Origin of the sequence: Streptomyces sp. NPDC096040 (assembly GCF_040303265.1) — a bacterium.
Taxonomy (GTDB): domain Bacteria; phylum Actinomycetota; class Actinomycetes; order Streptomycetales; family Streptomycetaceae; genus Streptomyces.
The window spans coordinates 118,289-141,933 of sequence record NZ_JBEOTA010000019.1; the positions used below are offsets into that span (position 1 = coordinate 118,289).

The following is a 23,645-nucleotide window of genomic DNA, read 5'->3' on the forward strand; positions in this document are numbered from 1 at the left end:
CGCTGTCAGCCGCGGACCCCGCACAGATGCAGCAGCGCCGCGACCGCCCGGTACGGATCCGTCCGCCCGGCCCGCTCCTCCACCGCGAGCAGCGTCTCCACGTCGGCCGGTACCTCGGCGCCGTCCACGGCCGTGTCCGTGAACACCCTTACGCCGTACCAGGAGTGCAGCGGCGCACCGATGCCGGCGAGTGCGGCGGTGAGGGTGCTCAGCCGGTCGGCCCGCACCTCCAGGCCCAGCCGGTTGCGATAGGAGACGGTGTCGAAAGCGTCCAGTGCCCCCGCCCAGTCCCCGCTCAGCCCCGGCCGCATGGCCAGCGCGTCGGCGTTGCGCACCAGCAGCGACAGCAGCCCGCCCGGAGCCAGCATCCGGGCCAGCCCGGCCAGCAGCGCGTCCGGCTCCTCGACGTACATCAGCACACCGTGGCAGAGCACCACGTCGAAGCTGCCCGGCAGGAAGTGGACACCCGTGTCCCGCCCGTCGCCCTGGACGATCCGCACCCGCGCGCGGATCCCCTCCGGCTCACCGGCCAGGGCCTCCCGCGCGGCCTCGATCATCGTCGGTTCCCGCTCGACACCGGTCACCTGGTGACCGGTCCGGGCCAGCCGCAGCGCCTGCGTGCCCTGGCCCATCCCCACGTCGAGCACGCGCAGCCGCTGCCCGACCGGGAACCGCCCGGCTATCTGCTCGTCGAGCTGCCGGGCCACCAGCTCCTGTCGTACGACATCACGCAGCCCGCCCAGCCCGGTCAGCCAGGCCCTCGCCGCACCTCCGGAGAAAGGCTCTGTGCTCAGGGCCGCTCTCCGCGCTTGACCTGCGGCTTGGGCAGCCGGAGCCGGCGCATCTGCAGGGAGCGCATCAGACCGTAGGCGACGGCGCCCTTCCTGTTCTGGTCCGGGAAGCGCTCGGCCAGCCGCTTCTTCAGGCGGAATCCGCTGACGGCCGCGTCGAGCACGATCAGCACGATGACGACCAGCCACAGCAGCAGCGCGATGTTCTTGATCGCCGCGTTGTTGACCACGCTCATGACCAGGATGATCACGGCCAGCGGCAGGAAGAACTCCGCCACGTTGAGGCGTGAGTCGACCCAGTCGCGGGCGAGCTTGCGGACCGGGCCCTTGTCACGGGCCGGCAGGTACCGCTCGTCGCCGGTGGCCAGCGCCTGGCGCTGCCGCTCCATGGCGGCGCGCCGGTCCTCGCGCTGACGCTTGGCGGCGTCCTTGCGGTTCGTCGGCGTGTTGGCCACGCTGCGGCGCTGGGTCTGGGCCTCACTGCGCTTGGGCGTGGGCCTGCCCTTGGGCGCCTGCGGGTCACGGGTCTGCTTGGAGTCGGTCACGACCGCCTTGTCGGCGGGGGCCTTCTCATCCTTGGCACGGCTACGGAACACAAAACCCAAGGGTACGGGGTGGCGGGGTGTGGGCCCTAGTCCGGCGGGGAACGATCCCGCAACGTCAGTCGTCTCCATTAGGGACAGAGGGGACGTTGCAGACGGTTCGCTCGGGTCGTACGACGTTGGTATGGCGTTGTGCGAGGGTTGTACGGCGGTTGCGCGTGGGTTCACCGGGGGGCCGCCCCGGGAGACCCTGGGGGGCCACCTACTACCTGTGCCGGAGCGGAGGCGACCGCAGTCGTCCTTGGGGATGAGCGCATCGGTCCCCGAACAGTGCGGTAATGGAGGCAGGGCCCGTACTGTGGGTTCTGTCGCAGGATCTGTGAGCTGGAGTCCGTCAGAAGGGGGCGCGCGAAGCCCATGAGCGGTGTCATGAAGCGTATGGGGATGATCTTCCGCGCGAAGGCGAACAAGGCCCTGGACAGGGCCGAGGACCCGCGCGAGACCCTCGATTACTCGTACCAGAAGCAGCTCGAGCTGCTCCAGAAGGTGCGCCGCGGGGTGGCCGACGTGGCCACCTCCCGCAAGCGGCTCGAACTCCAGCTGAACCAGCTCCAGCAGCAGTCCACCAAGCTGGGGGACCAGGGCCGCAAGGCGCTCGCGCTCGGCCGCGAGGACCTCGCCCGCGAGGCGCTGTCCCGCCGCGCCGCCCTCCAGCAGCAGGTGACCGACCTGGAGACCCAGCACTCAACCCTCCAGGGCGAGGAGGAGAAGCTCACCCTCGCGGCCCAGCGCCTCCAGGCCAAGGTGGACGCCTTCCGCACGAAGAAGGAGACCATCAAGGCCACCTACACCGCCGCCCAGGCCCAGACCCGCATCGGCGAGGCCTTCTCCGGCATCTCCGAGGAGATGGGCGACGTCGGCCTCGCCATCCAGCGCGCCGAGGACAAGACGCAGCAGCTCCAGGCCCGCGCCGGCGCCATCGACGAACTGCTCGCCTCCGGCGCCCTCGACGACCCGTCCGGTATGGCCAAGGACGACATCGCCGCCGAGCTGGACCGCCTCTCCGGTGGTACGGATGTAGAGCTGGAACTCCAGCGGATGAAGGCCGAGCTGGCCGGCGGTGAGCCGCAGCAGGCGATCGAGGGCGGTACCGGCCAGGGCCAGCAGACGCAGCAGCCGCAGGACACCCCGCGCTTCGACAAGCAGTAGCCGACGCCTGGAGGGCGACATGGCCGACATGGTCGTAAGGATCATGGGGGAGGGCCAGGTGAGGCTGGCCGACAGCCACCTCACCGAACTGAACAAGCTGGACGACGACCTCCTGGCGGAGACGGAGTCCGGCGACGAGACAGCCTTCCGCCGCATCCTGGGCGCCCTCCTGGACAAGGTCCGCGAACTGGGCACCCCGCTCCCGGACGACGCCCTGGAACCCTCGGACCTGATCCTCCCCTCCCCGGACGCCACCCTGGAGGAGGTCCGGGCCTTCCTGAGGGACGACGGCCTCATCCCGGGCTGAGCCCGCAGGACCCCGGTCCACGCGCCCTCCCAGCCGATTCCCACGCCCACCCGGCTGTCCGAAGTCCGCGCTCGAAGGCCGGGCGGCGCTTGCTCCGGCCCGTGCGGCGTCCGCGAGCGCAGGCTGGGCGGTACCCCCCACTGTCCGCCCCGTCCGGCGTTCGAGGACGAGGCCGTTCAGGCCGACGCGGGGGCCGGGGGCGGCAGCCTTCGGGGGCGGTGCCCCCGGTGGGCGGTGCGGCGGTCGCTTCGGTTCCGGCCCGCACGTAGCCCCCCGTACTGTTCACACGTGAGCCCCTTCGAAAGAGCCCGCTGCAGAGTCGGCGCCCATCCACTCGCCGTGGACGCGGTCATCGCCGCGGGCGCCCTCGTGTGCATGGTCGTCAGCTCTTTCGCCGTCCCGCACGGCGCGCACGGCGTCGCCTGGGGCATCCGCACCCCGGACACCCTCAGCCTGGTCCTGATGACGCTCGCCGCCGTCGCCCTGGTCTTCCGCCGGCACGCCCCGAAGACGGTCCTGGCCGTCACCGGCGCGGCCTCCGTCGTCGAGTGCGTCACCGGCGACCCCCGTGCCCCCGTCGCGATGGCGGCCGTCGTCGCCCTCTTCACCGTCGCCGCCACCACCGACCGCCGTACCACCCTGCGGGCGGGCCTGCTCACCATGACCGTCCTGACCACCGCCGCGATGGCCGCGGGCCCCCTGCCGTGGTACGCCCAGGAGAACCTCGCGATCTTCGCCTGGACCGGCATCGGCGCCACCGCCGGGGACGCGGTCCGCAGCCGACGGGCCGTCGTCCAGGCCATCCGCGAACGCGCCGAGCGCGCCGAACGCACCCGTGAGGAGGAGGCCCGCCGCCGGGTCGCCGAGGAGCGGCTGCGCATCGCCCGCGATCTGCACGACGTCGTCGCCCACCACATCGCCCTGGTCAATGTGCAGGCGGGCGTGGCCGCGCACGTCATGGACAAGCGGCCCGACCAGGCCAAGGAGGCCCTCGCCCACGTCCGCGAGGCCAGCCGCTCCGCGCTCAACGAACTGCGCGCCACCGTCGGCCTGCTCCGCCAGTCCGGCGACCCCGAGGCCCCCACCGAACCCGCCCCCGGCCTGCACCTCCTCGAAGAGCTCGCCGACACCTTCCGCAACGCCGGCCTCCAGGTCGAGGTGGCCCGCGCCGACCAGGGCACCACCCTGCCCGCCGCCGCGGACCTCGCCGCCTACCGGATCATCCAGGAGGCCCTGACCAACGTGCGGAAGCACGCGGGCCCCGAGGCCAGGGCCGAGGTCAGCGTCGTACGCGTCGGACCGCATATCGAGGTCACCGTCCTCGACAACGGCTCCGGCGAGGACACCGCCCCCGAGGAAGGCGGCGGCCACGGCCTGCTCGGCATGCGCGAGCGCGTCACCGCCCTGCGCGGCACCCTCACCACCGGCCCCCGCTACGGCGGCGGCTTCCGCGTCCATGCCATCCTGCCGGTCAAGACCGGCACCGACGACCGTACGAACCACCGCACGGCCGCCCTGGGGGATTCCATATGACGATCCGTGTCCTGCTCGCCGACGACCAGGCCCTGCTGCGCAGCGCGTTCCGCGTGCTCGTCGACTCCGAGCCCGACATGGAGGTGGTCGGCGAGGCCTCCGACGGCGCCGACGCGGTACGGCTGACCAGGGAGACCCGGGCCGACGTCGTCCTGATGGACATCCGGATGCCCGGCACGGACGGGCTGGCAGCCACCCGGCTCATCAGCGAGGACCCTTCCCTCGCCCAGGTCCGGGTCGTCATCCTGACCACCTTCGAGGTCGACGACTACGTCGTACAGGCGCTGCGCGCGGGCGCCTCCGGCTTTCTCGGCAAGGGCAGCGAACCCGAGGAACTCCTGAGCGCCATCCGCCTCGCCGCCGGCGGCGAGGCCCTGCTCTCCCCGACCGCCACCAAGGGGCTGATCGCCCGCTTCCTCGCCCAGGGCGACGCCGGCGGCGACGGCCGCGACCCGGCCCGCGCCGAACGGCTCGACGCGCTCACCTCACGCGAGCGCGAGGTCCTGGTCCAGGTCGCCGGCGGACACTCCAACGACGAGATCGCCGAGCGCCTGGAGGTCAGCCCGCTGACCGTGAAGACGCACGTCAACCGGGCCATGGCCAAGCTGGGCGCCCGGGACCGGGCACAGCTCGTGGTGATCGCGTACGAGTCGGGGCTGGTCCGTCCGAGGATGGAGTGAACTCCACCCGGGCGTACTGCGGCCGGAGTAGGAGCCGGACAAAGGACGGCACCCAGGGCCTACGTGAGCAGGGCGGTGCATGGGTCAGGGTGGTGGGGTGGGCGCTCACAGGTGCCCCTTCTGCCGCTCACAGCAGCTCAGCTCACAGCAGCTCACCGAAAAGAGACCCTGACCCATGTCCTGGCTGTCCAGATTCAGCCTCGCGCAGCGGGCCCTGATAGGCCTCATGTCACTGATCGCGCTCGTCTTCGGGGCGATCGCCATCCCCCAGATCAAGCAGCAGCTGCTGCCCACCATCTCCCTGCCCATGGTGTCGGTCATCGCCCCCTACCAGGGAGCGGCCCCCGACGTCGTCGAGAAGCAGATCGTCGAGCCCATCGAGAACAACCTCGAAGGCGTCGACGGTGTCACCGGTGTCACCTCCACCGCGAGCGAGGGCAACGCCGTGATCATGGCGTCCTTCGACTACGGCAACGACACCAAGCAGCTGGTGGCCGACGTCCAGCTGGCCGTCAACCGCGCCCAGCTCCCGGACGGCGTCGACCCGCAGGTCATCTCCGGCTCCACCGACGACATGCCGACCGTGGTCCTCGCCGTCACCTCCGGCCAGGACCAGCAGGCCCTCGCCGACCAGCTCGACAAGACGGTCGTCCCGGACCTGAAGGACATCGACGGCGTCGGCCGCGTCCAGGTCACCGGCGTACGGGACCTCCAGGTCACCGTCACCCCGAGCCAGGCGAAGCTGGCCGAGGCGGGGCTCACCCCGGCCGTGATCGCCCAGACGCTCCAGGCCGCGGGCGCGACCGTGCCGGCGGGCTCCTTCGACGAGGACGGCGCCAACCGCACCGTCCAGGTCGGCGGCGGTCTCACCTCGCTGGGGCAGATCAAGGACCTGATGGTCACCGGGCAGGGCGTCAGGAAGCCCGTGCGGCTCGGTGACGTGGCCTCGGTGAAGGAGCAGGAGGCCCCGGCCGACTCGATCACCCGCACCGACGGCCGCCCCAGCCTCGCCGTGAACGTCACCATGGACCACGACGGCAGCGCGGTCTCCATCTCGAACGCCGTCAAGGACAAGCTGCCCAAGCTGCGTCAGGACCTCGGCTCCGGCGCCACCCTCACGGTCGTCAGCGACCAGGGCCCGGCGGTCTCCAAGTCCATCAAGGGCCTGACCACCGAAGGCGCCCTCGGTCTGCTCTTCGCGGTCCTGGTCATCCTGGTCTTCCTGGCCTCGATCCGCTCGACGCTGGTGACGGCGGTCTCCATCCCGCTGTCCGTGGTCCTCGCGCTCATCGTGCTGTGGACCCGGGGTCTCTCCCTCAACATGCTCACCCTCGGCGCGCTCACCATCGCCATCGGCCGGGTCGTCGACGACTCGATCGTGGTCCTGGAGAACATCAAGCGCCACCTCGGCTATGGCGAGGAGCGCCAGGCCGCCATCATCGGCGCGGTCCGCGAGGTGGCCGGCGCGGTCACCTCCTCCACCCTCACCACGGTCGCCGTCTTCCTCCCGATCGGCCTGGTCGGCGGCATGGTGGGCGCCCTGTTCGGCTCGTTCAGCATCACCGTGACGGCCGCGCTGCTCGCGTCCCTGGTGGTCTCGCTGACGGTCGTACCGGTGCTCTCGTACTGGTTCCTGCGCGCCCCGAAGGGCACCCCCGAGGACGCCGCGGAGGCCCGCCGCAAGGCCGAGGAGAAGGAGGCCGACAGCCGTCTCCAGCGCGCCTACGTGCCCGTCCTGCGCTTCGCGACCCGGCGCCGCCTCACCAGCGTGCTGATCGCGATCGTGGTCCTGGTCGTCACGTTCGGCATGGCCGGACTGCTGAAGACCAACTTCTTCGACCAGGGCGACCAGGAGGTCCTCACCGTCAAGCAGGAGCTGAAGCCGGGCACCAGCCTGGCGGCGACCGACGCGCAGGCGAAGAAGGTGGAGAAGCTGCTCGCCTCCATCGACGGGGTGAAGGACTACCAGGTCACGATCGGCTCGTCCGGCTTCATGGCGGCCTTCGGCGGCGGCACGGACACCAACCAGGCGTCGTACTCGGTGATGCTGGACGACTCGAAGTCCTACGACAAGGTGCAGAACGCCATCGAGGACGGTCTGCACAAGCTGTCCGGGATCGGCACCACCACCGTCTCCGCCGGTGACGGCTTCGGCAGCCAGGACCTGAGCGTCGTGGTGAAGGCAGCCGACGGGGACGTGCTGCGCAAGGCCTCGGAGCAGGTGCGGGCGACGGTCGCCAAGCTGGACGACGTCACCGACGTCACCAGCGACCTGGCGACGAGCGTGCCGCGTATCTCGGTGGAGGCCAACTCCAAGGCCGCGGCGGCCGGGTTCGACGACCAGACGCTGGGCGCCGCCGTCACCCAGGCGGTCAAGGGCACCACGGCCGCGAAGGCGACCCTCGACGACACCGAGCGGGACGTCGTCGTGAAGTCGGCGAAGCCGGCCGAGACTCTCGCCCAGCTGCGCGCTCTCAAGCTGGGCGCGGTGAAGCTGGGCGACATCGCCACCGTGAAGCTGGTGGACGGCCCGGTGTCGCTGACCCGTATCGACGGCCAGCGCGCGGCGACCGTCACCGCGAAGCCGACCGGTGACAACACCGGCGCGGTCAGCAGCCAACTCCAGTCCAGGATCAAGGCGTTGAAGCTCCCGGCGGGCGCGACGGCCTCGATCGGCGGTGTCACCTCGGACCAGGACAGCGCGTTCAAGAACCTGGGCCTGGCGATGCTCGCGGCGATCGCGATCGTCTTCATGCTGCTGGTGGCGACCTTCCGTTCGCTCGTCCAGCCGCTGATCCTGCTGGTCTCCATCCCGTTCGCGGCGACCGGCGCGATCGGCCTGCTGATCGTCACCGGCACCCCGATGGGTGTCCCCGCGATGATCGGCATGCTGATGCTGATCGGCATCGTGGTCACCAACGCGATCGTGCTGATCGACCTCGTCAACCAGTACCGGCGCCAGGGACACGGCGTGGTCGAAGCGGTGATCGAGGGCGGCCGGCACCGGCTCCGCCCGATCCTGATGACCGCTCTGGCGACCATCTTCGCCCTGCTCCCGATGGCGCTCGGTGTCACCGGCGAGGGCGGCTTCATAGCCCAGCCGCTGGCGGTGGTGGTGATCGGCGGTCTGATCACGTCCACGCTGCTCACCCTGCTGCTCGTGCCGACGCTGTACGCGATGCTCGAACTCCGCAAGGAGCGCCGGGCGCACAGGCGCGCGGCGAAGAAGGGACAGGGGCCCGTGGAACCGGCGAGGACCGCCGAGGAACCGGAGCCCGCGGCCGTATGACGGTCCCACGGCCGTCCGGACAGTCCCGCGGCCGTGTGACGGACCGGTGAACGACGGCCGGTTCCCGGAACCCACCGGGAACCGGCCGTCGGTGCGTTGTGGGTTCCGTATGCTGTCGGCTCGAACTGCCATGCGGCGAAGGGGAGTTTCGGGGTGCCGCTGCACAAGGACGACCCGAGGACGATCGGCGGCCACCGGCTCGTCGACCGGCTCGGAGCCGGCGGCATGGGCGTCGTCTACCGGGGCAGGGCCCGCTCCGGGCGCGAGGTCGCCGTCAAGGTGGTGCACGCCCAGTACGCCCAGGACCCGGTCTTCCGGGCCCGGTTCCGGCAGGAGGTCGAGGCCGCCCGCCGGGTGAGCGGCGCCTTCACCGCGGCCGTGGTGGACGCCGACCCGGAGGCCGAACCGCCCTGGATGGCCACCCAGTACGTGCCCGGGCAGTCGCTCGCCGCCCGCATCCGCCACCGGGGCGCCCTGCGCGTCACCGAACTGCGGCCCCTGGCACTGGGGCTGGTCGAGGCGCTGCGGGACATCCACCGCGCCGGGGTCGTGCACCGCGACCTGAAACCGGCCAACGTCCTGATCGCCGAGGACGGCCCCCGCGTCATCGACTTCGGCATCTCCCGGGCCGCCGAGAACCACAACACCCTCACCGAGACCGGGCAGATGGTCGGCACCCCGCCGTTCATGTCCCCGGAGCAGTTCACCGACGCCCGTACGGTCGGCCCCGCCTCGGACGTCTTCTCGCTCGGCGCGCTGCTGGTGTACTGCGTCACCGGACGCGGCCCCTTCGACGCCGACAGCCCCTATCTGACCGGCTACCGGGTGGTCCACCACGAGCCCGTCCTGGACGGGGTGACCGGGCCGCTGCGCGCGGTCCTGGAGCGCTGCCTGGCCAAGGCACCCGCCGACCGGCCCGGACTCGACGAACTGGCGGCGGAGTTCGAGCGGGTCCTGCCGGAGCCGGAGCCCGGCGAACCGGAGACGCTGACCCTGCGCCTGCCCTCCGCGGTGGCGCCCGGAGTCCCGGCCCTCGGTGCCGACACGGCCCCGGACGCCGGGGGCCGCCCACGCCGGCGCGCACTGCTCGTGGTCTCCGGCGTCCTGGCCGCCGCCCTGACCGGCCTCCTCCTGCTGGGCCCGTGGAACGGCGACGGCGAGGCCCACACCGGTGCGACCGGGTCCTCGGCCTCCCGCTGGGGCAGCCTTCCCACCGGCTGGCAGCCCTGGCAGACCACCGTGTCCGCGGCCGCCGAGCACGGGGTGAAGAAGGCACCGGGCTACGAAGGCGACACCTCGCCCACCTGTGTGTCCGACGGCGGCTCCGTCTACTGCGGCGGCACCGCCCTGCTCCCGACCCGGGTCGACGCCACCACCGGCCGGACCCTCTGGCGCGCCGGCATCGCACCCGCGGGCGTGCAGGCCGACCGCTACGTCACCACCGTCCTCGGCGTGGACGACGGCCGGGTGCTGGTGGAGCTGACCGTCACCGACGGCGGCGGCCTGGGACAGGCCCAGTCCGTCCTCGCGCTCGACACCGGGAGCGGCACCAGGCTCTGGTCCCACGCGGTACGCACCGACAGCCTGGGCTCGGCCTACGCCGAGGGGGTGACCCTGACCGAGGAAGGCGACGGCAGCGCGGTGACCGTGCGCTCGGCGAAGGACGGCACCGTGCGCCGTACGATCCCCGTGCCCACCGGTTACCTCTGCTCGGCGATGGCCGCCGACGACCTTCCCTACGTGGAGTGCGCCGACCAGGAGGACGGCTCGCACGCCACGAAGTTCTACGCCGTCGACCCCGACGGGCCCGTCCGCACCCTGACGTCCCCCGCCCAGCGGGCCGGCTTCGTGGGCGTGCTCTCCGGCCGGCTGGTCTTCCTGGAGACGGACGACAAGGACGTCGACAACGGCCCCGACCTGATCTACACCCGCATCGTGCGCGTCGACCCCGACACGGGCAGGCGCACCCTGACGCCCCTGCCCGAGCACTACCGGGGCGGGGTGCCCACCCTGGCCCACGGCACCCTCTACCTCGCCACCTCCAGCGGCTTGGTCACCGCCTTCTCGCCCACCACCGGGGCCCGGCTGTGGAGCAGCCACACGACCCTGGAGTCGCCTGGCCAGGCCTCGGTGGACGCGAGCGGACGCACGATGTACATGGCCGGCGCGAGCGGGCGGGTGGTCGCGCTCGACGCGGCCAAGGGCACCCGGCTGTGGGAGTCCTCCGCACGCGCCGAGGTCCTGGGCAACAGCGGGCTGCTGCCGACCGTGTGGTTCAACCGGGGCGCCCTGGTCCTCTCGACCTCCGACGGCACGATCTTCACCGTCGACCCGGCGCACCCCGGGCGGAAACCCGTCGACCCGGGGTGACACGCGGTCGTACGGCTACGGCAGCGCCAGCATCCGCTCCAGCGCCAGCTTGGCGAACGCCTCCGTCTCCTTGTCGACCTCGATCCGGTTGACCAGGTTGCCCTCGGCCAGCGACTCCAGGGTCCAGACCAGGTGGGGGAGGTCGATGCGGTTCATGGTGGAGCAGAAGCAGACGGTCTTGTCGAGGAAGACGATCTCCTTGCCCTCAGGGGCGAAACGGTTCGCCAGTCGGCGGACCAGGTTCAGCTCCGTGCCGATCGCCCACTTGGAGCCGGCCGGGGCCGCCTCCAGGGCCTTGATGATGTACTCGGTCGAACCGACGTAGTCCGCCGCGGCCACGACCTCGTGTTTGCACTCGGGGTGCACCAGGACGTTCACCCCGGGGATACGGGCGCGTACGTCCGCCACGGACTCCAGGCTGAAACGGCCGTGGACCGAGCAGTGGCCGCGCCACAGGATCATCTTCGCGGCCCGCAGCTCGTCGGCCGTGAGCCCGCCGTTCGGCTTGTGCGGGTTGTAGACCACGCAGTCGTCCAGGGACATGCCCAGGTCACGGACGGCGGTGTTGCGGCCAAGGTGCTGGTCCGGCAGGAACAGCACCTTCGTCGCCGAGGGCTCGCCCTGCTGGAAGGCCCACTCCAGGGCCCGCTTCGCGTTGGACGAGGTGCAGATGGTGCCGCCGTGTTTGCCCGTGAACGCCTTGATGTCCGCGGACGAGTTCATGTACGAGACGGGGACGACCTGCTCGGCTATCCCGGCCTCCGTCAGCACGTCCCAGCACTCGGCGACCTGTTCGGCCGTCGCCATGTCGGCCATGGAGCAGCCGGCCGCCAGGTCGGGGAGGACCACCTTCTGGTCGTCCGAGGTCAGGATGTCGGCGGACTCGGCCATGAAGTGCACACCGCAGAAGACGATGTACTCGGCCTCCGGGCGGGCGGCCGCGTCCCGGGCCAGCTTGAAGGAGTCACCCGTGACATCGGCGAACTGGATGACCTCGTCGCGCTGGTAGTGGTGGCCGAGCACGAAGACCTTGTCGCCGAGCTTCTCCTTGGCCGCGCGGGCGCGCGCGACCAGGTCCGGGTCGGACGGCGAGGGCAGGTCGCCGGGACACTCGACGCCCCGCTCGCTCTTCGGGTCGGCCTCACGGCCGAGCAGCAGCAGGGCGAGCGGAGTCGGCTGTACGTCGAGCTCCGTGGTCTGGGCGGTGGTCACGACACGCACCCTTTCTACTTTTCGTCGTTCTGACGTTATCTATCATAACTGCTTCACGTCACTTTGACGATGCCCATTGCGTCCATGTGACGTGAATCCCGGCCGCGGGTATGTGCGAGCATGAAGAGGTAGAGAAGAAGCGAAAACGCGAGAAGACGAACGCCGGCCCGGAATGAAACAGCGGACCCGCCGGTTGCACTCGTCGGCAAGCAGTCTCCGTACAACCCGGGAGAGATGTAGATGTCCGTATCGGACGAGACCAGCACCGCCACCGACGGCATCATCCTGAGCGACGCCGCCGCGGCCAAGGTCAAGGCCCTGCTCGACCAGGAAGGCCGTGACGACCTCGCCCTCCGTGTGGCCGTCCAGCCCGGTGGCTGCTCCGGCCTGCGTTACCAGCTCTTCTTCGACGAGCGTTCCCTCGACGGTGACGTCGTCAAGGACTTCGGCGGGGTCAAGGTCGTCACCGACCGTATGAGCGCTCCCTACCTGGGCGGCGCGTCGATCGACTTCGTCGACACCATCGAGAAGCAGGGCTTCACGATCGACAACCCGAACGCGACCGGCTCCTGCGCCTGCGGCGACTCCTTCAGCTGAGTCGGCACGGCACGACAGAGCGGAACGAAGGCGGCGGCCCCTCCGGAGGGGCCGCCGCCTTCGTGTGTCTCAGCGCACCTGCGGGTCGAGGGTGACCGCCTTCTCCTTCGGGACCGCCTTGCCGTCCGTGCCGACCACCTTCCGGCCGTCCAGCGGCGCGTCCAGGTGCACCGTCTGGTGGTACTGCTTGGCGATCATGATGCAGATCTTGTCCGGCCAGGGCGTCTCGGTCACCTTGACCACCACCTGCTCCGAGCCCTCGTCCACGGAGGCCTTGTAGTCGGCGCACACCCCGCCGGTGAAGGCGACGGTCAGCTCACTGTCGTCGGCCGTGTAGCCGTCCACCTTCACGTCCTTCGGGGCCCTCGGGGAGGAACTCGGCGTCGGCGCCGTCGGCGCCGTCGAGGAGGAGGCGGAGGCCAGGTACTTCGGGTCCACCGCCGGATGGGTGACGGTGTACGAGTCCGCCGCGCCGCGCACCTGGAACAGCCAGGACGGCACCAGCGCCTGCCGGCCGGAGACGGACTGCGCGGCAAGCCCGAACACCGCGCTGTGAACGACGGCGGAGGAAGCGGACGGCGTCGACGCGGCGCACGGCTGCTCCAGCCGGTCCTTGAGCGGTACGGAACTGGCGCAGCCGCCGATGCCCATCCGGTGGTCGGAGCGGGGCGCCGCGTTCATCAGGTCCAGCGTCTTCGCGGCGCTCAGCACCGGATACGTGTCGCCCTTGGCCGGCGTCGCCAGCATCCCGTTGCCGCCGACGACCTCGCCCTGCCTGCTGACGGTCAGCCCCGTCGTCCAGCCGTACGTCGGCAGCCCGCCGATCACCGGATTGGCGTTCACCGCCCGCTGCGCGCCCATGACCTGGCTTGCGTCGACTTTCGCGCCGTCCTGGCCGAGGGCCTTGAGAACCGGCGCCGCCGCCTTCTCCGCGACGGAGACGCTCACCGGATCCCCGGCCGGCGCCGCCGGATCCTGCGTGCACACCAGGCCGGTCTTGCAGTTGTCGGTGCCGGGGGCGTAGCGGCTGTACGTCCAGAGGCCCGGGGCGGCCCTGTTCACCTGGAGACTCCCGCCGGAGCCGTCGTTGTCGGTGCCGACCTTCCACACCTGGCCCTCGGTGACCGGCGTCCCGTCGACCCCGAGCGCCTTCGCCAACGCGGCCACACGGTCCTTGGAGACCTCACCGGCCGGCTGGTACACCGCGGCCGAGCCGGGGCCGCCGGGGAGCGTTCCGTCCGCCTTGTAGGTCACGCCGTAGGGGTTGGGCTCGCCCGGGGCCATGCCGTTGCCTCCGGCGGAGTAACCGTCCAGGGCGAGCGGCGGGGGAGTGGAGCCGCCGGAGGCCCCGGTCCCGGTACCGCCGCCAGAGCCGCCGCCGGCGGCGAGATAGGCCCCACCGCCACAGATCAGGAGCACAGCGGCGGCCACCGAGGCGATGACGGCGGCGGGGGAGCGGCGGCGGGCGGGCCGCCCGCCACCGGACTCGGAAACCCCGGCAACACCGGAGAGCGAGGCCACCTCGGGCCCGAAAGCCGTGTCCGCGGAGGGCACCTCCACGGGCTGGGGGCTTTCTGCGGGTTCGGGGACGACCTTTGCGGCGGGGGTCTCTTCAGGTTCTGGGGCCGCGTGCGGGTCGGGGGCGTCAGCCGCAGCCGGCGCGGGGGCCGCCTCCGCGGCACGGGGCGCTGCCGGGTCGGGGGTCTCCTCCGGGTCCGTGGCTGTTGCCGAGTTCGGGGTCGCTTCCGGTGCGGGAGCCCTGTCCGCGGAAGTCCCAGCCTGCTGGGGGCTTTCTGCGGGTTCGGGGGTCGCCGTTGCGGCGGGGGGCGCTGCCGGGTCGCGGGTCTGTTCCGGGTCTGGGGCCGCCGTATCCGGCTCGGGTCCTTCGGCCTCAGCCTCGGCGGCAGCCGGCTCGGGGATCGCCTTTGCGGCAGAGGGCGCCTGCGGCTCGTGGGCCGCGGTCGTCTCCCGTTCCGGGGTCTTGCGTTCGGCGCTCTCGGCGGGCCCCGCGGTGGGTCGGGCGTTCGGCGACTCCGTGGTCTGCTGGGCCTCGGGGGGCGCCTCGTCGTCGTTCTCGGGTCGCTCGCTCTTCACCGCATCGCTCCTTGCCGCGTGTCGTATCCCGCCTCCCCTTCACGGGGGACGGCGATGGGACGCGGGAGGGGAGCGCGCGGTTCCCTGGAAACGCGCCGGACAGGCCTAGTCGCCGTAGTCGGACATCGCGTCCAGCAGCCTGGCCGACTTCTTCGGCACGGTCACCCCGTGGATGAGTGACGGCGGCACCGGCCGGGCATCGCTGTGATCGGGAACCGCCCAGTGCGGGGCCATCCGCGCGCAGTCACCGCGCAGCGACGCCAGGTCGCCGTCCAGGTCTGCCGGAGCGGGGGCGTGGACCTTGAGGTTCGTCATGACCGAACGGTACGCACGTCCGGCGCCGCGAAGAAAGATCTACTATCGGGTAGTTTTGGCACCTTCAGGGCGCCCACCCGGACCCGGTAGCGTTAACTGTCAATCACGCCTCCCCTCAGGAGAGTCCCAGCCGTGCGCATCGCAGTCACCGGCTCCATCGCCACCGACCACCTCATGACCTTCCCCGGCCGCTTCGCCGACCAGTTCGTCGCGGACCAGTTGCACACGGTCTCGCTGTCCTTCCTGGTCGACAACCTGGACGTGCGCCGGGGCGGTGTCGGCGCGAACATCGCGTTCGGCATGGGACAGCTCGGCACCCGGCCGATCCTGGTCGGCGCGGCGGGCTTCGACTTCGACGACTACCGGGCCTGGCTCGACCGGCACGGCGTCGACACCGACTCCGTCCGTATCTCGGAGACCCTGCACACCGCGCGTTTCGTGTGCACGACCGACTCCGACCACAACCAGATCGGCTCCTTCTACACGGGCGCGATGAGCGAGGCCCGCCTGATCGAGCTGAAGACCGTCGCCGACCGGGTGGGCGGCCTCGACCTGGTCCTGATCGGCGCGGACGACCCCGAGGGCATGCTCCGCCACACGGAGGAGTGCCGCGCCCGTTCCATCCCCTTCGCCGCCGACTTCTCCCAGCAGATCGCCCGGATGAACGGCGACGAGATCCGGATACTGCTGGACGGCGCGACGTACCTCTTCTCCAACGAGTACGAGAAGGGGCTGATCGAGACCAAGACCGGCTGGAGCGACGAGGAGATCCTCGCGAAGGTCGGCCACCGGGTCACCACGCTGGGCGCCCGCGGGGTGCGGATCGAGAAGGCCGGCGAGGACGCCATCGAGGTCGGCTGCCCCGACGAGGAGCGCAAGGCCGACCCGACGGGCGTCGGCGACGCGTTCCGCGCCGGGTTCCTGTCCGGGCTCGCATGGGGCGTCTCGTTGGAGCGTGCGGCTCAGGTGGGCTGCATGCTGGCGACTCTCGTCATCGAGACGGTGGGGACGCAGGAGTACCAGCTGCGTCGGGGGCATTTCATGGAGCGGTTCACCAAGGCGTACGGGGACGAGGCCGCCGAGGAGGTCCGGGGGTACCTGGTCTGACGCCGTCGGGTGCGGGGCGTGGGGGCTGAGCGCGCCCACGCGGCGGTCGCCGCACATCCGCACAGCCCCGCGCCCCCAAGGGGCGCTCAGCTCACCCGGCGGACCAGATAGGCCGTTCCCCGCTCCGCCTTCTCCTCACCGACGTACTCCTGTCCCCGCATCTCGCACCACGCGGGGATGTCGAGTCGTGCCGCCTCGTCGTCCGACAGAACCCGGACCGTGCCGCCCACCGGCACGCTCCCGATCACCTTCGCCAGTTCGATGACCGGGATCGGGCACCGTTTGCCGAGCGAGTCGACGACCACGTCCGCCGCCTGGACCGTCGCCGCCGGCATCGGTGCACCCAGCTTCTCCCGCACCCCGGCCACCACCCCCGGCAGCACCCCCAGGAACCGTTCCACGTCCGTCTCCGCCGCGCCCGTCGGCAGCGACACCCGCACGTTCCCCTCGCTGAGTACGCCCATCGCCTTCAGCACATGGCTGGGCGTCAACGTGCTGCTCGTACAGGAGGATCCGGACGACACGGCGAAGCCCTCGCGGTCGAGTTCGTGGAGCAGGGTCTCTCCGTCGACATAGAGACAGGAGAAGGTGACGATCCCCGGCAGCCGCCGTTCCGGGGCGCCCACCACCTCCACGTCCGGCACCAACTCCGGCACCCGCGCCCGGATCCGCGCCGTCAGCCCCCGCAGTCGTACGGCCTCCTGCTCGGCCTCCGCCCGTACGGCCCGCAGCGACGCGGCGGCCGCGACGATCGCCGGGAGGTTCTCGAAACCGGGCGAACGGCCCGACTCCCGCTCGTCCGAGGCCCCTTGGACGGCGAACCGCACCCCCTTGCGCACGACCAGCAGCCCGACCCCGCTCGGGCCGCCCCATTTGTGCGCGCTCGCCGTCAGCAGCGACCAGTCGCCCTCGACGCGCTCCCACCCCAGCGACTGCGCCGCGTCCACCAGCAACGGCACCCCGGCCGCCCGGCAGACCTCGGCCACCGCCGCCACCGGCTGCACGGTGCCCACCTCGTGGTTGGCGGACTGAAGGCAGGCGAGCGCGGTGTCCGGCCGCAGCGCCGTCGCGTACGACGACACGTCCACCTCGCCCGTACGGTCCACCGGGACCCGGGTCACCTCGCCACCGTCCGCCTCGAACACCTCGGCCGAATGGAGCACCGAGGAGTGTTCGACGGATGACACGATCAGGTGGCGTCCCGTCCGGCGGCGACCGGCCAACGCCCCCGCGATGCCCGTGTGCACGGAGCGGGTTCCGGACGGGGTGAAAACCAGTTCGTCCGTCCGGCACCCGACGGCTTCGGCGGCCGCCTCCCGGGCGGCGTCCAGCAGCATCCGGGCCCTGCGCCCTTCCTTGTACAGACGCGCGGGATCCGCCCACCCGTCGTCGAGGGCGGCCAACAGCGCCTGCCTGGCGACGGGATGGAGAGGTGCGGTGGAAGCGGCGTCGAAGTAGGGCACACAGCAACGGTAAGGCGTCCTCAAGTGCAACGAACCCGGGGGCGCGAGGAACCGCATGACAAGCCACAAGGCACCCGCACCCGCACCGCAAACCGCGACAACCCGAGCTATTGGGCGCCCTTTCCCACCCCTACGGAGTGACCCGCGGCGCGTATGCCCCCCTCCCCGCGAACCCCCGGAGGGCGTCGGCTAGGGTTTGGTCCGCATAAACATCCAAACCCCTGCCCGACGCAGGGCGGCGACCGACCAGCGAGAAGGCAGGCCGCAGCCAACCGCGCGGGCGAGACTCTCGGGAAGGCGCTACGTGAGTCCCAACGGCTCCGACCGCTCGCCGCGGCGCCCGATGCGGCGGAAGCTGCTGCAGGCAATGACCGCGGGCCTGGTCCTTGCGACCGCTACCGGTTGCACATACAAGGACTTCCCCCGCCTTGGTATGCCCACCCCGACCACGGAAGAGGCTCCGCGGATCCTCTCCCTGTGGCAGGGCTCCTGGGCCGCCGCGCTCGCCGTGGGCGTGCTGGTGTGGGGTCTGATCATCTGGAGCGCCATCTTCCACCGGCGCAGCCGCACCAAGATCGAGGTTCCGGCCCAGACCCGGTACAACATGCCGATCGAGGCGCTGTACACGGTGGTTCCGCTCATCATCGTCTCGGTGTTGTTCTACTTCACCGCGCGTGACGAGACGAAGATTCTCAGCCTCACCGACAAGAAGCCCGACGTCACGGTCAACGTGGTCGGCTTCCAGTGGAGCTGGGGCTTCAACTACATCACGCCCGTCTCCGGTGTCACCGGCGACGCGAAGACCGACGCGAACCTGGACGCCATTCCGGACCGGTTCAAGAAGGAGTTCCCGGCCGCCGCCGGCGGCGTCTACGACGTCGGCACGCCGGGCACCAGGAATCCGCAGACCGGCAACCCCGGTCCGACGCTCTGGCTGCCCAAGGGCGAGACCGTCCGCTTCGTCCTCACCTCGCGTGACGTCATCCACTCCTTCTGGGTGCTGCCGTTCCTGATGAAGATGGACGTCATCCCGGGCCACACCAACGCGTTCCAGGTGACTCCCAACCAGGAGGGCACCTTCCGCGGAAAGTGCGCCGAGCTCTGCGGCGTCGACCACTCCCGGATGCTGTTCAACGTGAAGGTCGTCTCGCCCGAGCGCTACCAGCAGCACCTCAAGGACCTCGTCAAGAAGGGGCAGACCGGTTACATTCCCGCCGGCATCGCGCAGACGAGCCACGAGAAGAACCGGGAGACGAACAACCTGTGAGCATCCTCAACGAACCCCAGGGTGCCGCGGCTGAAGGCTCGTACGCTGACGAGCTGCCGGTCAGGCGCAAGCAGCCCGGCAATATCGTGGTGAAGTGGCTGACGACCACCGACCACAAGACCATCGGAACGATGTATCTGGTCACATCGTTCGCGTTCTTCCTGATCGGTGGCGTGATGGCGCTGCTCATGCGCGCCGAGCTCGCTCGCCCCGGTCTGCAGATCATGTCGAACGAGCAGTTCAACCAGGCGTTCACGATGCACGGCACGATCATGCTGCTGATGTTCGCGACGCCGCTGTTCGCCGGCTTCACGAACTGGATCATGCCGCTCCAGATCGGCGCGCCGGACGTCGCCTTCCCGCGGCTGAACATGTTCGCCTACTGGCTCTACCTGTTCGGCTCGACCATCGCGGTGGGCGGCTTCCTCACCCCGCAGGGTGCGGCCGACTTCGGCTGGTTCGCCTACTCCCCGCTGTCCGACGCGGTCCGCTCGCCGGGCCTCGGCGCCGACATGTGGATCATGGGTCTGGCCTTCTCCGGCTTCGGCACCATCCTCGGTGCGGTCAACTTCATCACCACGATCATCTGCATGCGTGCCCCCGGCATGACCATGTTCCGCATGCCGATCTTCGTGTGGAACGTGCTGCTGACCGCCGTCCTGGTCCTGCTCGCCTTCCCCGTCCTCGCCGCCGCGCTGTTCGCGCTGGAGGCGGATCGGAAATTCGGGGCACATGTCTTCGACGCGGCAAACGGCGGAGCGCTGCTCTGGCAACACCTCTTCTGGTTCTTCGGCCATCCAGAGGTGTACATCATCGCCCTGCCGTTCTTCGGCATCATCTCCGAGGTCATCCCGGTCTTCTCCCGTAAGCCGATGTTCGGCTACGTGGGTCTGATCGCGGCCACCATCGCGATCGCCGGTCTGTCCGTGACGGTGTGGGCCCACCACATGTACGTCACCGGCGGTGTGCTGCTGCCGTTCTTCTCCTTCATGACGTTCCTCATCGCCGTACCGACAGGCGTGAAGTTCTTCAACTGGATCGGAACGATGTGGAAGGGGTCGCTGAGTTTCGAGACCCCGATGCTCTGGGCCACCGGCTTCCTGATCACCTTCACCTTCGGTGGTCTGACCGGTGTCATCCTGGCCTCGCCCCCGATGGACTTCCACGTCTCCGACTCGTACTTCGTGGTGGCCCACTTCCACTACGTGGTCTTCGGTACGGTCGTCTTCGCGATGTTCTCCGGCTTCCACTTCTGGTGGCCGAAGATGACGGGCAAGATGCTCGACGAGCGCCTCGGCAAGATCACCTTCTGGACGCTGTTCATCGGCTTCCACGGCACCTTCCTGGTCCAGCACTGGCTGGGCGCCGAGGGCATGCCGCGTCGTTACGCCGACTACCTGGCGGCCGACGGCTTCACCACTCTGAACACGATCTCGTCGATCAGCTCCTTCCTGCTCGGCCTGTCGATCCTGCCGTTCCTCTACAACGTGTGGAAGACGGCCAAGTACGGCAAGCCGGTCGGCGTCGACGACCCATGGGGCTACGGCCGTTCGCTGGAGTGGGCGACCTCCTGCCCGCCGCCGCGGCACAACTTCGTCACCCTGCCGCGGATCCGCAGTGAATCCCCGGCGTTCGACCTGCACCACCCTGAGATCGCCGCCCTGGAGCAGCTGGAGCACGGCCAGGCCGTCGCCGCTGTCGCGGGCAGCAAGGAGGCCGGCAAGTGAAGATCCAGGGCCGCATGTTCGTGTGGCTGAGCGTCTTCGTCCTCGCCATGGCGATCGTCTACGGCGTGTGGTCGAAGGAGGCGGCCGGTACCACGGCGCTCTTCATGGCCTTCGGCCTGTGCATCATGATCGGGTTCTACCTGGGCTTCACGGCCTCGCGGGTGGACGCCGGTGCCCAGGACAACAAGGAGGCCGATGTCGCGGACGAGGCGGGCGAGCTGGGCTTCTTCAGCCCGCACAGCTGGCAGCCGCTCGCCCTCGGCGTCGGTGGCGCGCTGGCCTTCCTCGGTGTCGCCGTCGGCTGGTGGCTGCTGTACTTCTCGGTGCCCATCATCATGATCGGCCTCTTCGGCTGGGTGTTCGAGTACTACCACGGTGAGAACCGCACCCAGTAAGCACACGCGAGCGCACCGGCAGCCCGGACCCTCTGTCAGGAGGGTCCGGGCTCCCGCTTTTACGGCCGTCCCACCTTCGGTGCAGTGCCGGTCCCCCATCTGGAGTACCTGGCGTGCCGGTACGGAAAACACCTCATAGCGTGACCGTATGAGCCACTCTCCGTGCGCCCGCACCGTCGTCAGCTGCACCCTGCTGGTGACCGCCCTCGGCGCGGGCGTCACCGCCTGCGGATCGGACGGCAACCCGCTGTCGGACAAGCCGTACGACGCGGCGGACCAGGTCTCCTTCAACACCCCTACTGACGCGGGGAAGCGGGCCGACCCCGACAAACCGCTGGAGGTCGTCGCCAAGAGCGACGAGGACCGGATCACGGACGTCACCGCCCAGGACGCCACCGGTCGTCATGTGGCGGGCGAACTCGACGCCGACGGCCGTCGCTGGCACAGCACCTCCCCGCTGGCCGCCAACGCCCACTACACGGTCCAGGTCAGTACCGAGGACGAGGACGGCGCGCCCGGTCGCAAGGTCCTCACCTTCGACACCAGCATGCCCACCACCCAGCAGCGGCTGAAGGTCACCTTCGGCCCCCAGGCGGGTGAGTACGGCGTGGGCCAGCCCGTCACCGCCCAGCTCGACCACGAGGTCAAGGACAAGGCCCAGCGCGCCATCGTGGAGCGCGCCCTCAGGGTCGACTCCATCCCCGCCGTCGAGGGGTCCTGGTACTGGGTGAGCGGCAAGGAACTCCACTACCGGCCCAAGGACTACTGGCCCGCCCACGCCACCATCCAGGTGCACAGCAACCTGGAGGGCGTAAAGATCAGCGACCGCCTGTGGGGCGGCGCGGCCAAGCCCCTGAAGCTCACCACCGGCGACAAGCTCCTCGCCGTCACGGACGCCGCCGCCCACCAGCTGACGGTGTACCGGAACGACAAGGAGATCAACCAGATCCCCGTCACCACGGGCAAGTCCGGCTACGAGACCCGCAACGGTGTCAAGGTCGTACTGGAGAAGCAGTACTTCGTACGCATGCGCGGCACCACGGTCGGCATCGCCGAGGGCACCTCGGACTCGTACGACCTCCCGGTCTACTACGCCACCCGGGTGACCTGGTCGGGCGAGTACGTCCACGCCGCCCCCTGGTCGGTGGGCTCCCAGGGGTACGCGAACGTCAGCCACGGCTGCACCGGCATGAACACCTCGAACGCCGAGTGGTTCTTCGACACCTTCCACCCGGGCGATCTGGTGAAGGTCGTCAACTCCAACGGCGAGGAGATGGAGCACTTCGGCAACGGCTTCGGCGACTGGAACATCGCCTGGAAGGACTGGCGCAACGGCAGCGCCCTCATCAATGGCACCCCGGACGGCCCCAAGCCACAGGACGCGGTGAGAGTGCAGCCGGCCGCACTGTGAGGAACCAGGGGCGCGGGGCCGCGTTTGCCATGCGGCTACCGCCGCGCGGGCGCGACCAGCCACACACGGCCTTCAGTCGCGCGCTCACCCGGCGCCCCTCCCTCTCAGGCGCTCTGCAGCCTCGTCTGCCGCAACAAAGACGCCAGTGCCGAGGCGAACTCCACCGGATCCACCGGAAGCGTCACAGCCGCGTCCGCGCGGCTCCACGTGGCGAGCCAGGCATCCTGCGGCCGCCCGATCAGCAACAGGACCGGCGGGCAGTTGAACACCTCGTCCTTGATCTGCCGGCACACCCCCATGCCCCCCAGCGGCACGGCCTCGCCGTCCAGCACGCAGACGTCGATCCCGCCCTTGTCGAGTTCGGTGACGACCGCCTGGGGCGTCGCGCACTCCACGAACTCGACGAACGGCACATCGGGAGCCGGGCGCCGGCCGGCGGCCAGCCGTACCTGCTCGCGGGTGTTGGAGTCGTCGCTGTAGACCAGCACCGTGGCGGTCGGCTGCATTGTTCCTCCGATACGCGGGGACGGAAGTCGTCGTACGGACAGGACCGATGCGCCGGATGCTACTCCCCCGGACACCTCGTCAACACCTGTTGGAACACCGCTTCGATGGGCCATCCGGGCAGTACACACGGTGCGGACACCCCGAACGGCACCCCCCGGAGTGAGCGCGAGATAAGCGACCGACATAATGTCGGTCGTGGCGACAGCAACGACAGTAGAAACCGGGCACGCGCACCCGTCGGTCAATCGGCCGAACCTCACCAGCGTCGGAACCATCATCTGGCTGAGTTCCGAGCTGATGTTCTTCGCGGCCCTCTTCGCGATGTACTTCACCCTGCGATCGGTGACCGGTCCGGATCACTGGAAGGAGATGGCGAGCCATCTCAACATTCCGTTCTCCGCGACCAACACCACGATCCTGGTGCTCTCCTCCCTCACCTGCCAGCTCGGCGTGTTCGCCGCCGAGCGCGGGGACGTGAAGAAGCTCCGGGGCTGGTTCATCGTCACCTTCGTGATGGGCGCGATCTTCATCGGCGGTCAGATCTACGAGTACACCAGCCTGGTGAAGGAGGACGGGATCTCGCTCTCCTCCGACCCGTACGGCTCGGTGTTCTACCTGACCACCGGCTTCCACGGGATGCACGTGACGGGCGGCCTCATCGCCTTCCTGTTCGTCCTCGGCCGCACCTACGCGGCGAAGCGGTTCACGCACGAGCAGGCGACCGCGGCCATCGTCGTGTCCTACTACTGGCACTTCGTCGATGTCGTCTGGATCGGCCTCTTCGCCACGATCTACCTGATCAAGTAGCCGGGCCGGCTCCACGCGCTGC

20 protein-coding genes are annotated in these 23,645 nt (G+C 70.2%); 13 read left to right on the plus strand and 7 right to left on the minus strand.

The genetic code is table 11. From position 1 onward, the window contains the following. Positions 1-5: 5 nt before the first annotated feature. Both ABTY98_RS26040 and ABTY98_RS26045 read right to left on the minus strand, forming a co-directional pair. The gene (locus ABTY98_RS26040; RefSeq protein ID WP_352223384.1) at positions 6-707 is read right to left on the minus strand and encodes a class I SAM-dependent methyltransferase; all 702 of its coding nucleotides are present in this window, start codon (positions 705-707) and stop codon (positions 6-8) included. A gap of 83 nt (positions 708-790) precedes the next feature. Then, positions 791-1,465, minus strand: a complete 675-nt coding sequence (locus ABTY98_RS26045) for a DUF3043 domain-containing protein (protein WP_352223385.1) — start codon at positions 1,463-1,465, stop codon at positions 791-793. Positions 1,466-1,750: 285 nt separating this feature from the next. Between ABTY98_RS26045 and ABTY98_RS26050 the strand changes: the two genes are divergently transcribed. The 6 genes from ABTY98_RS26050 to ABTY98_RS26075 all read left to right on the plus strand — a co-directional run bounded on the left by ABTY98_RS26050 (position 1,751) and on the right by ABTY98_RS26075 (position 10,721). After that, the gene (locus ABTY98_RS26050) at positions 1,751-2,542 is read left to right on the plus strand and encodes a PspA/IM30 family protein (protein ID WP_352223386.1); all 792 of its coding nucleotides are present in this window, start codon (positions 1,751-1,753) and stop codon (positions 2,540-2,542) included. A gap of 28 nt (positions 2,543-2,570) precedes the next feature. After that, positions 2,571-2,849: a PspA-associated protein PspAA gene (gene pspAA, locus ABTY98_RS26055; RefSeq protein WP_352223432.1), complete on the plus strand. Its 279-nt coding sequence runs from the start codon at positions 2,571-2,573 to the stop codon at positions 2,847-2,849. A 288-nt stretch (positions 2,850-3,137) separates the two neighbouring features. Then, the gene (locus tag ABTY98_RS26060) at positions 3,138-4,382 is read left to right on the plus strand and encodes a sensor histidine kinase (protein ID WP_352223387.1); all 1,245 of its coding nucleotides are present in this window, start codon (positions 3,138-3,140) and stop codon (positions 4,380-4,382) included. After that, positions 4,379-5,062, plus strand: coding sequence for a response regulator (locus ABTY98_RS26065; RefSeq protein ID WP_352223388.1), 684 nt, complete (start codon positions 4,379-4,381; stop codon positions 5,060-5,062). The genes ABTY98_RS26060 and ABTY98_RS26065 overlap by 4 nt, the downstream gene beginning before the upstream one ends. A 175-nt stretch (positions 5,063-5,237) precedes the next feature. Continuing rightward, positions 5,238-8,351: an efflux RND transporter permease subunit gene (locus ABTY98_RS26070; RefSeq protein ID WP_352223389.1), complete on the plus strand. Its 3,114-nt coding sequence runs from the start codon at positions 5,238-5,240 to the stop codon at positions 8,349-8,351. A 153-nt stretch (positions 8,352-8,504) separates the two neighbouring features. Continuing rightward, on the plus strand, positions 8,505-10,721 hold the full coding sequence (locus ABTY98_RS26075; protein ID WP_352223390.1) for a protein kinase domain-containing protein: 2,217 nt from the start codon (positions 8,505-8,507) through the stop codon (positions 10,719-10,721). A gap of 15 nt (positions 10,722-10,736) precedes the next feature. On the opposite strand, the gene nadA is transcribed toward ABTY98_RS26075, so the two are convergent. Continuing rightward, positions 10,737-11,933 (minus strand): quinolinate synthase NadA, encoded by a 1,197-nt coding sequence (gene nadA, locus ABTY98_RS26080; protein WP_352223391.1) that lies wholly within the window; start codon positions 11,931-11,933, stop codon positions 10,737-10,739. 240 nt (positions 11,934-12,173) lie between these two features. Here nadA and ABTY98_RS26085 point away from each other — a divergent pair, with 240 nt between their 5' ends. Continuing rightward, positions 12,174-12,530 (plus strand): iron-sulfur cluster assembly accessory protein, encoded by a 357-nt coding sequence (locus ABTY98_RS26085; RefSeq protein ID WP_030951236.1) that lies wholly within the window; start codon positions 12,174-12,176, stop codon positions 12,528-12,530. A 69-nt stretch (positions 12,531-12,599) separates the two neighbouring features. Here ABTY98_RS26085 and ABTY98_RS26090 read toward each other — a convergent pair whose 3' ends face one another. After that, entirely contained in the window at positions 12,600-14,090 is a 1,491-nt protein-coding gene (locus ABTY98_RS26090; protein WP_502994358.1) for a hypothetical protein, read from the minus strand. Between the two features lie 639 nt (positions 14,091-14,729). Further along, a complete protein-coding gene (locus tag ABTY98_RS26095) occupies positions 14,730-14,939 on the minus strand; it encodes a hypothetical protein (protein ID WP_093503947.1) in 210 nt (69 codons plus the stop codon). 132 nt (positions 14,940-15,071) lie between these two features. On the opposite strand from ABTY98_RS26095, the gene ABTY98_RS26100 reads away from it, so the two are divergent. Next, entirely contained in the window at positions 15,072-16,046 is a 975-nt protein-coding gene (locus ABTY98_RS26100; RefSeq protein WP_352223392.1) for a carbohydrate kinase family protein, read from the plus strand. An 86-nt stretch (positions 16,047-16,132) separates the two neighbouring features. Here ABTY98_RS26100 and ABTY98_RS26105 read toward each other — a convergent pair whose 3' ends face one another. Beyond that, a complete protein-coding gene (locus ABTY98_RS26105; protein ID WP_352223393.1) occupies positions 16,133-17,509 on the minus strand; it encodes a cysteine desulfurase/sulfurtransferase TusA family protein in 1,377 nt (458 codons plus the stop codon). A 304-nt stretch (positions 17,510-17,813) separates the two neighbouring features. On the opposite strand from ABTY98_RS26105, the gene ctaC reads away from it, so the two are divergent. The 4 genes from ctaC to ABTY98_RS26125 all read left to right on the plus strand — a co-directional run bounded on the left by ctaC (position 17,814) and on the right by ABTY98_RS26125 (position 22,309). After that, positions 17,814-18,776 (plus strand): aa3-type cytochrome oxidase subunit II, encoded by a 963-nt coding sequence (gene ctaC, locus ABTY98_RS26110; protein ID WP_352223394.1) that lies wholly within the window; start codon positions 17,814-17,816, stop codon positions 18,774-18,776. Continuing rightward, positions 18,773-20,503: an aa3-type cytochrome oxidase subunit I gene (ctaD, locus tag ABTY98_RS26115; protein WP_352223395.1), complete on the plus strand. Its 1,731-nt coding sequence runs from the start codon at positions 18,773-18,775 to the stop codon at positions 20,501-20,503. Before ctaC ends, ctaD begins: the two co-directional genes overlap by 4 nt. Beyond that, positions 20,500-20,898 carry a cytochrome c oxidase subunit 4 gene (locus ABTY98_RS26120; protein WP_352223397.1) on the plus strand — a complete coding sequence of 133 codons (399 nt, stop codon included), beginning with the start codon at positions 20,500-20,502 and terminating at the stop codon, positions 20,896-20,898. Before ctaD ends, ABTY98_RS26120 begins: the two co-directional genes overlap by 4 nt. Positions 20,899-21,046: 148 nt before the next feature. Next, positions 21,047-22,309 (plus strand): L,D-transpeptidase, encoded by a 1,263-nt coding sequence (locus tag ABTY98_RS26125; RefSeq protein WP_352223398.1) that lies wholly within the window; start codon positions 21,047-21,049, stop codon positions 22,307-22,309. 104 nt (positions 22,310-22,413) lie between these two features. Here the strand turns inward: ABTY98_RS26125 and ABTY98_RS26130 are convergent, their stop codons facing one another. Next, the gene (locus ABTY98_RS26130) at positions 22,414-22,815 is read right to left on the minus strand and encodes a response regulator (protein ID WP_352223399.1); all 402 of its coding nucleotides are present in this window, start codon (positions 22,813-22,815) and stop codon (positions 22,414-22,416) included. 187 nt (positions 22,816-23,002) lie between these two features. Here ABTY98_RS26130 and ctaE point away from each other — a divergent pair, with 187 nt between their 5' ends. Then, positions 23,003-23,623, plus strand: coding sequence for an aa3-type cytochrome oxidase subunit III (ctaE, locus tag ABTY98_RS26135; RefSeq protein WP_351695412.1), 621 nt, complete (start codon positions 23,003-23,005; stop codon positions 23,621-23,623). The last annotated feature ends 22 nt before the right edge of the window (positions 23,624-23,645 follow it).

What these genes read in the sequence shown, in the direction of transcription:
- ABTY98_RS26070 (WP_352223389.1), top strand. Translation starts at nt 5,238, where the DNA reads ATGTCCTGGCTGTCCAGATTCAGCCTCGCGCAGCGGGCCCTGATAGGC.
- pspAA (WP_352223432.1), top strand. Translation starts at nt 2,571, where the DNA reads ATGGTCGTAAGGATCATGGGGGAGGGCCAGGTGAGGCTGGCCGACAGC.
- ABTY98_RS26095 (WP_093503947.1), bottom strand. Translation starts at nt 14,939, where the DNA reads ATGACGAACCTCAAGGTCCACGCCCCCGCTCCGGCAGACCTGGACGGC.
- ABTY98_RS26050 (WP_352223386.1), top strand. Translation starts at nt 1,751, where the DNA reads ATGAGCGGTGTCATGAAGCGTATGGGGATGATCTTCCGCGCGAAGGCG.
- ctaE (WP_351695412.1), top strand. Translation starts at nt 23,003, where the DNA reads ATGTCGGTCGTGGCGACAGCAACGACAGTAGAAACCGGGCACGCGCAC.
- ABTY98_RS26045 (WP_352223385.1), bottom strand. Translation starts at nt 1,465, where the DNA reads ATGGAGACGACTGACGTTGCGGGATCGTTCCCCGCCGGACTAGGGCCC.
- ABTY98_RS26085 (WP_030951236.1), top strand. Translation starts at nt 12,174, where the DNA reads ATGTCCGTATCGGACGAGACCAGCACCGCCACCGACGGCATCATCCTG.
- ABTY98_RS26065 (WP_352223388.1), top strand. Translation starts at nt 4,379, where the DNA reads ATGACGATCCGTGTCCTGCTCGCCGACGACCAGGCCCTGCTGCGCAGC.
- ABTY98_RS26130 (WP_352223399.1), bottom strand. Translation starts at nt 22,815, where the DNA reads ATGCAGCCGACCGCCACGGTGCTGGTCTACAGCGACGACTCCAACACC.
- ABTY98_RS26125 (WP_352223398.1), top strand. Translation starts at nt 21,047, where the DNA reads ATGAGCCACTCTCCGTGCGCCCGCACCGTCGTCAGCTGCACCCTGCTG.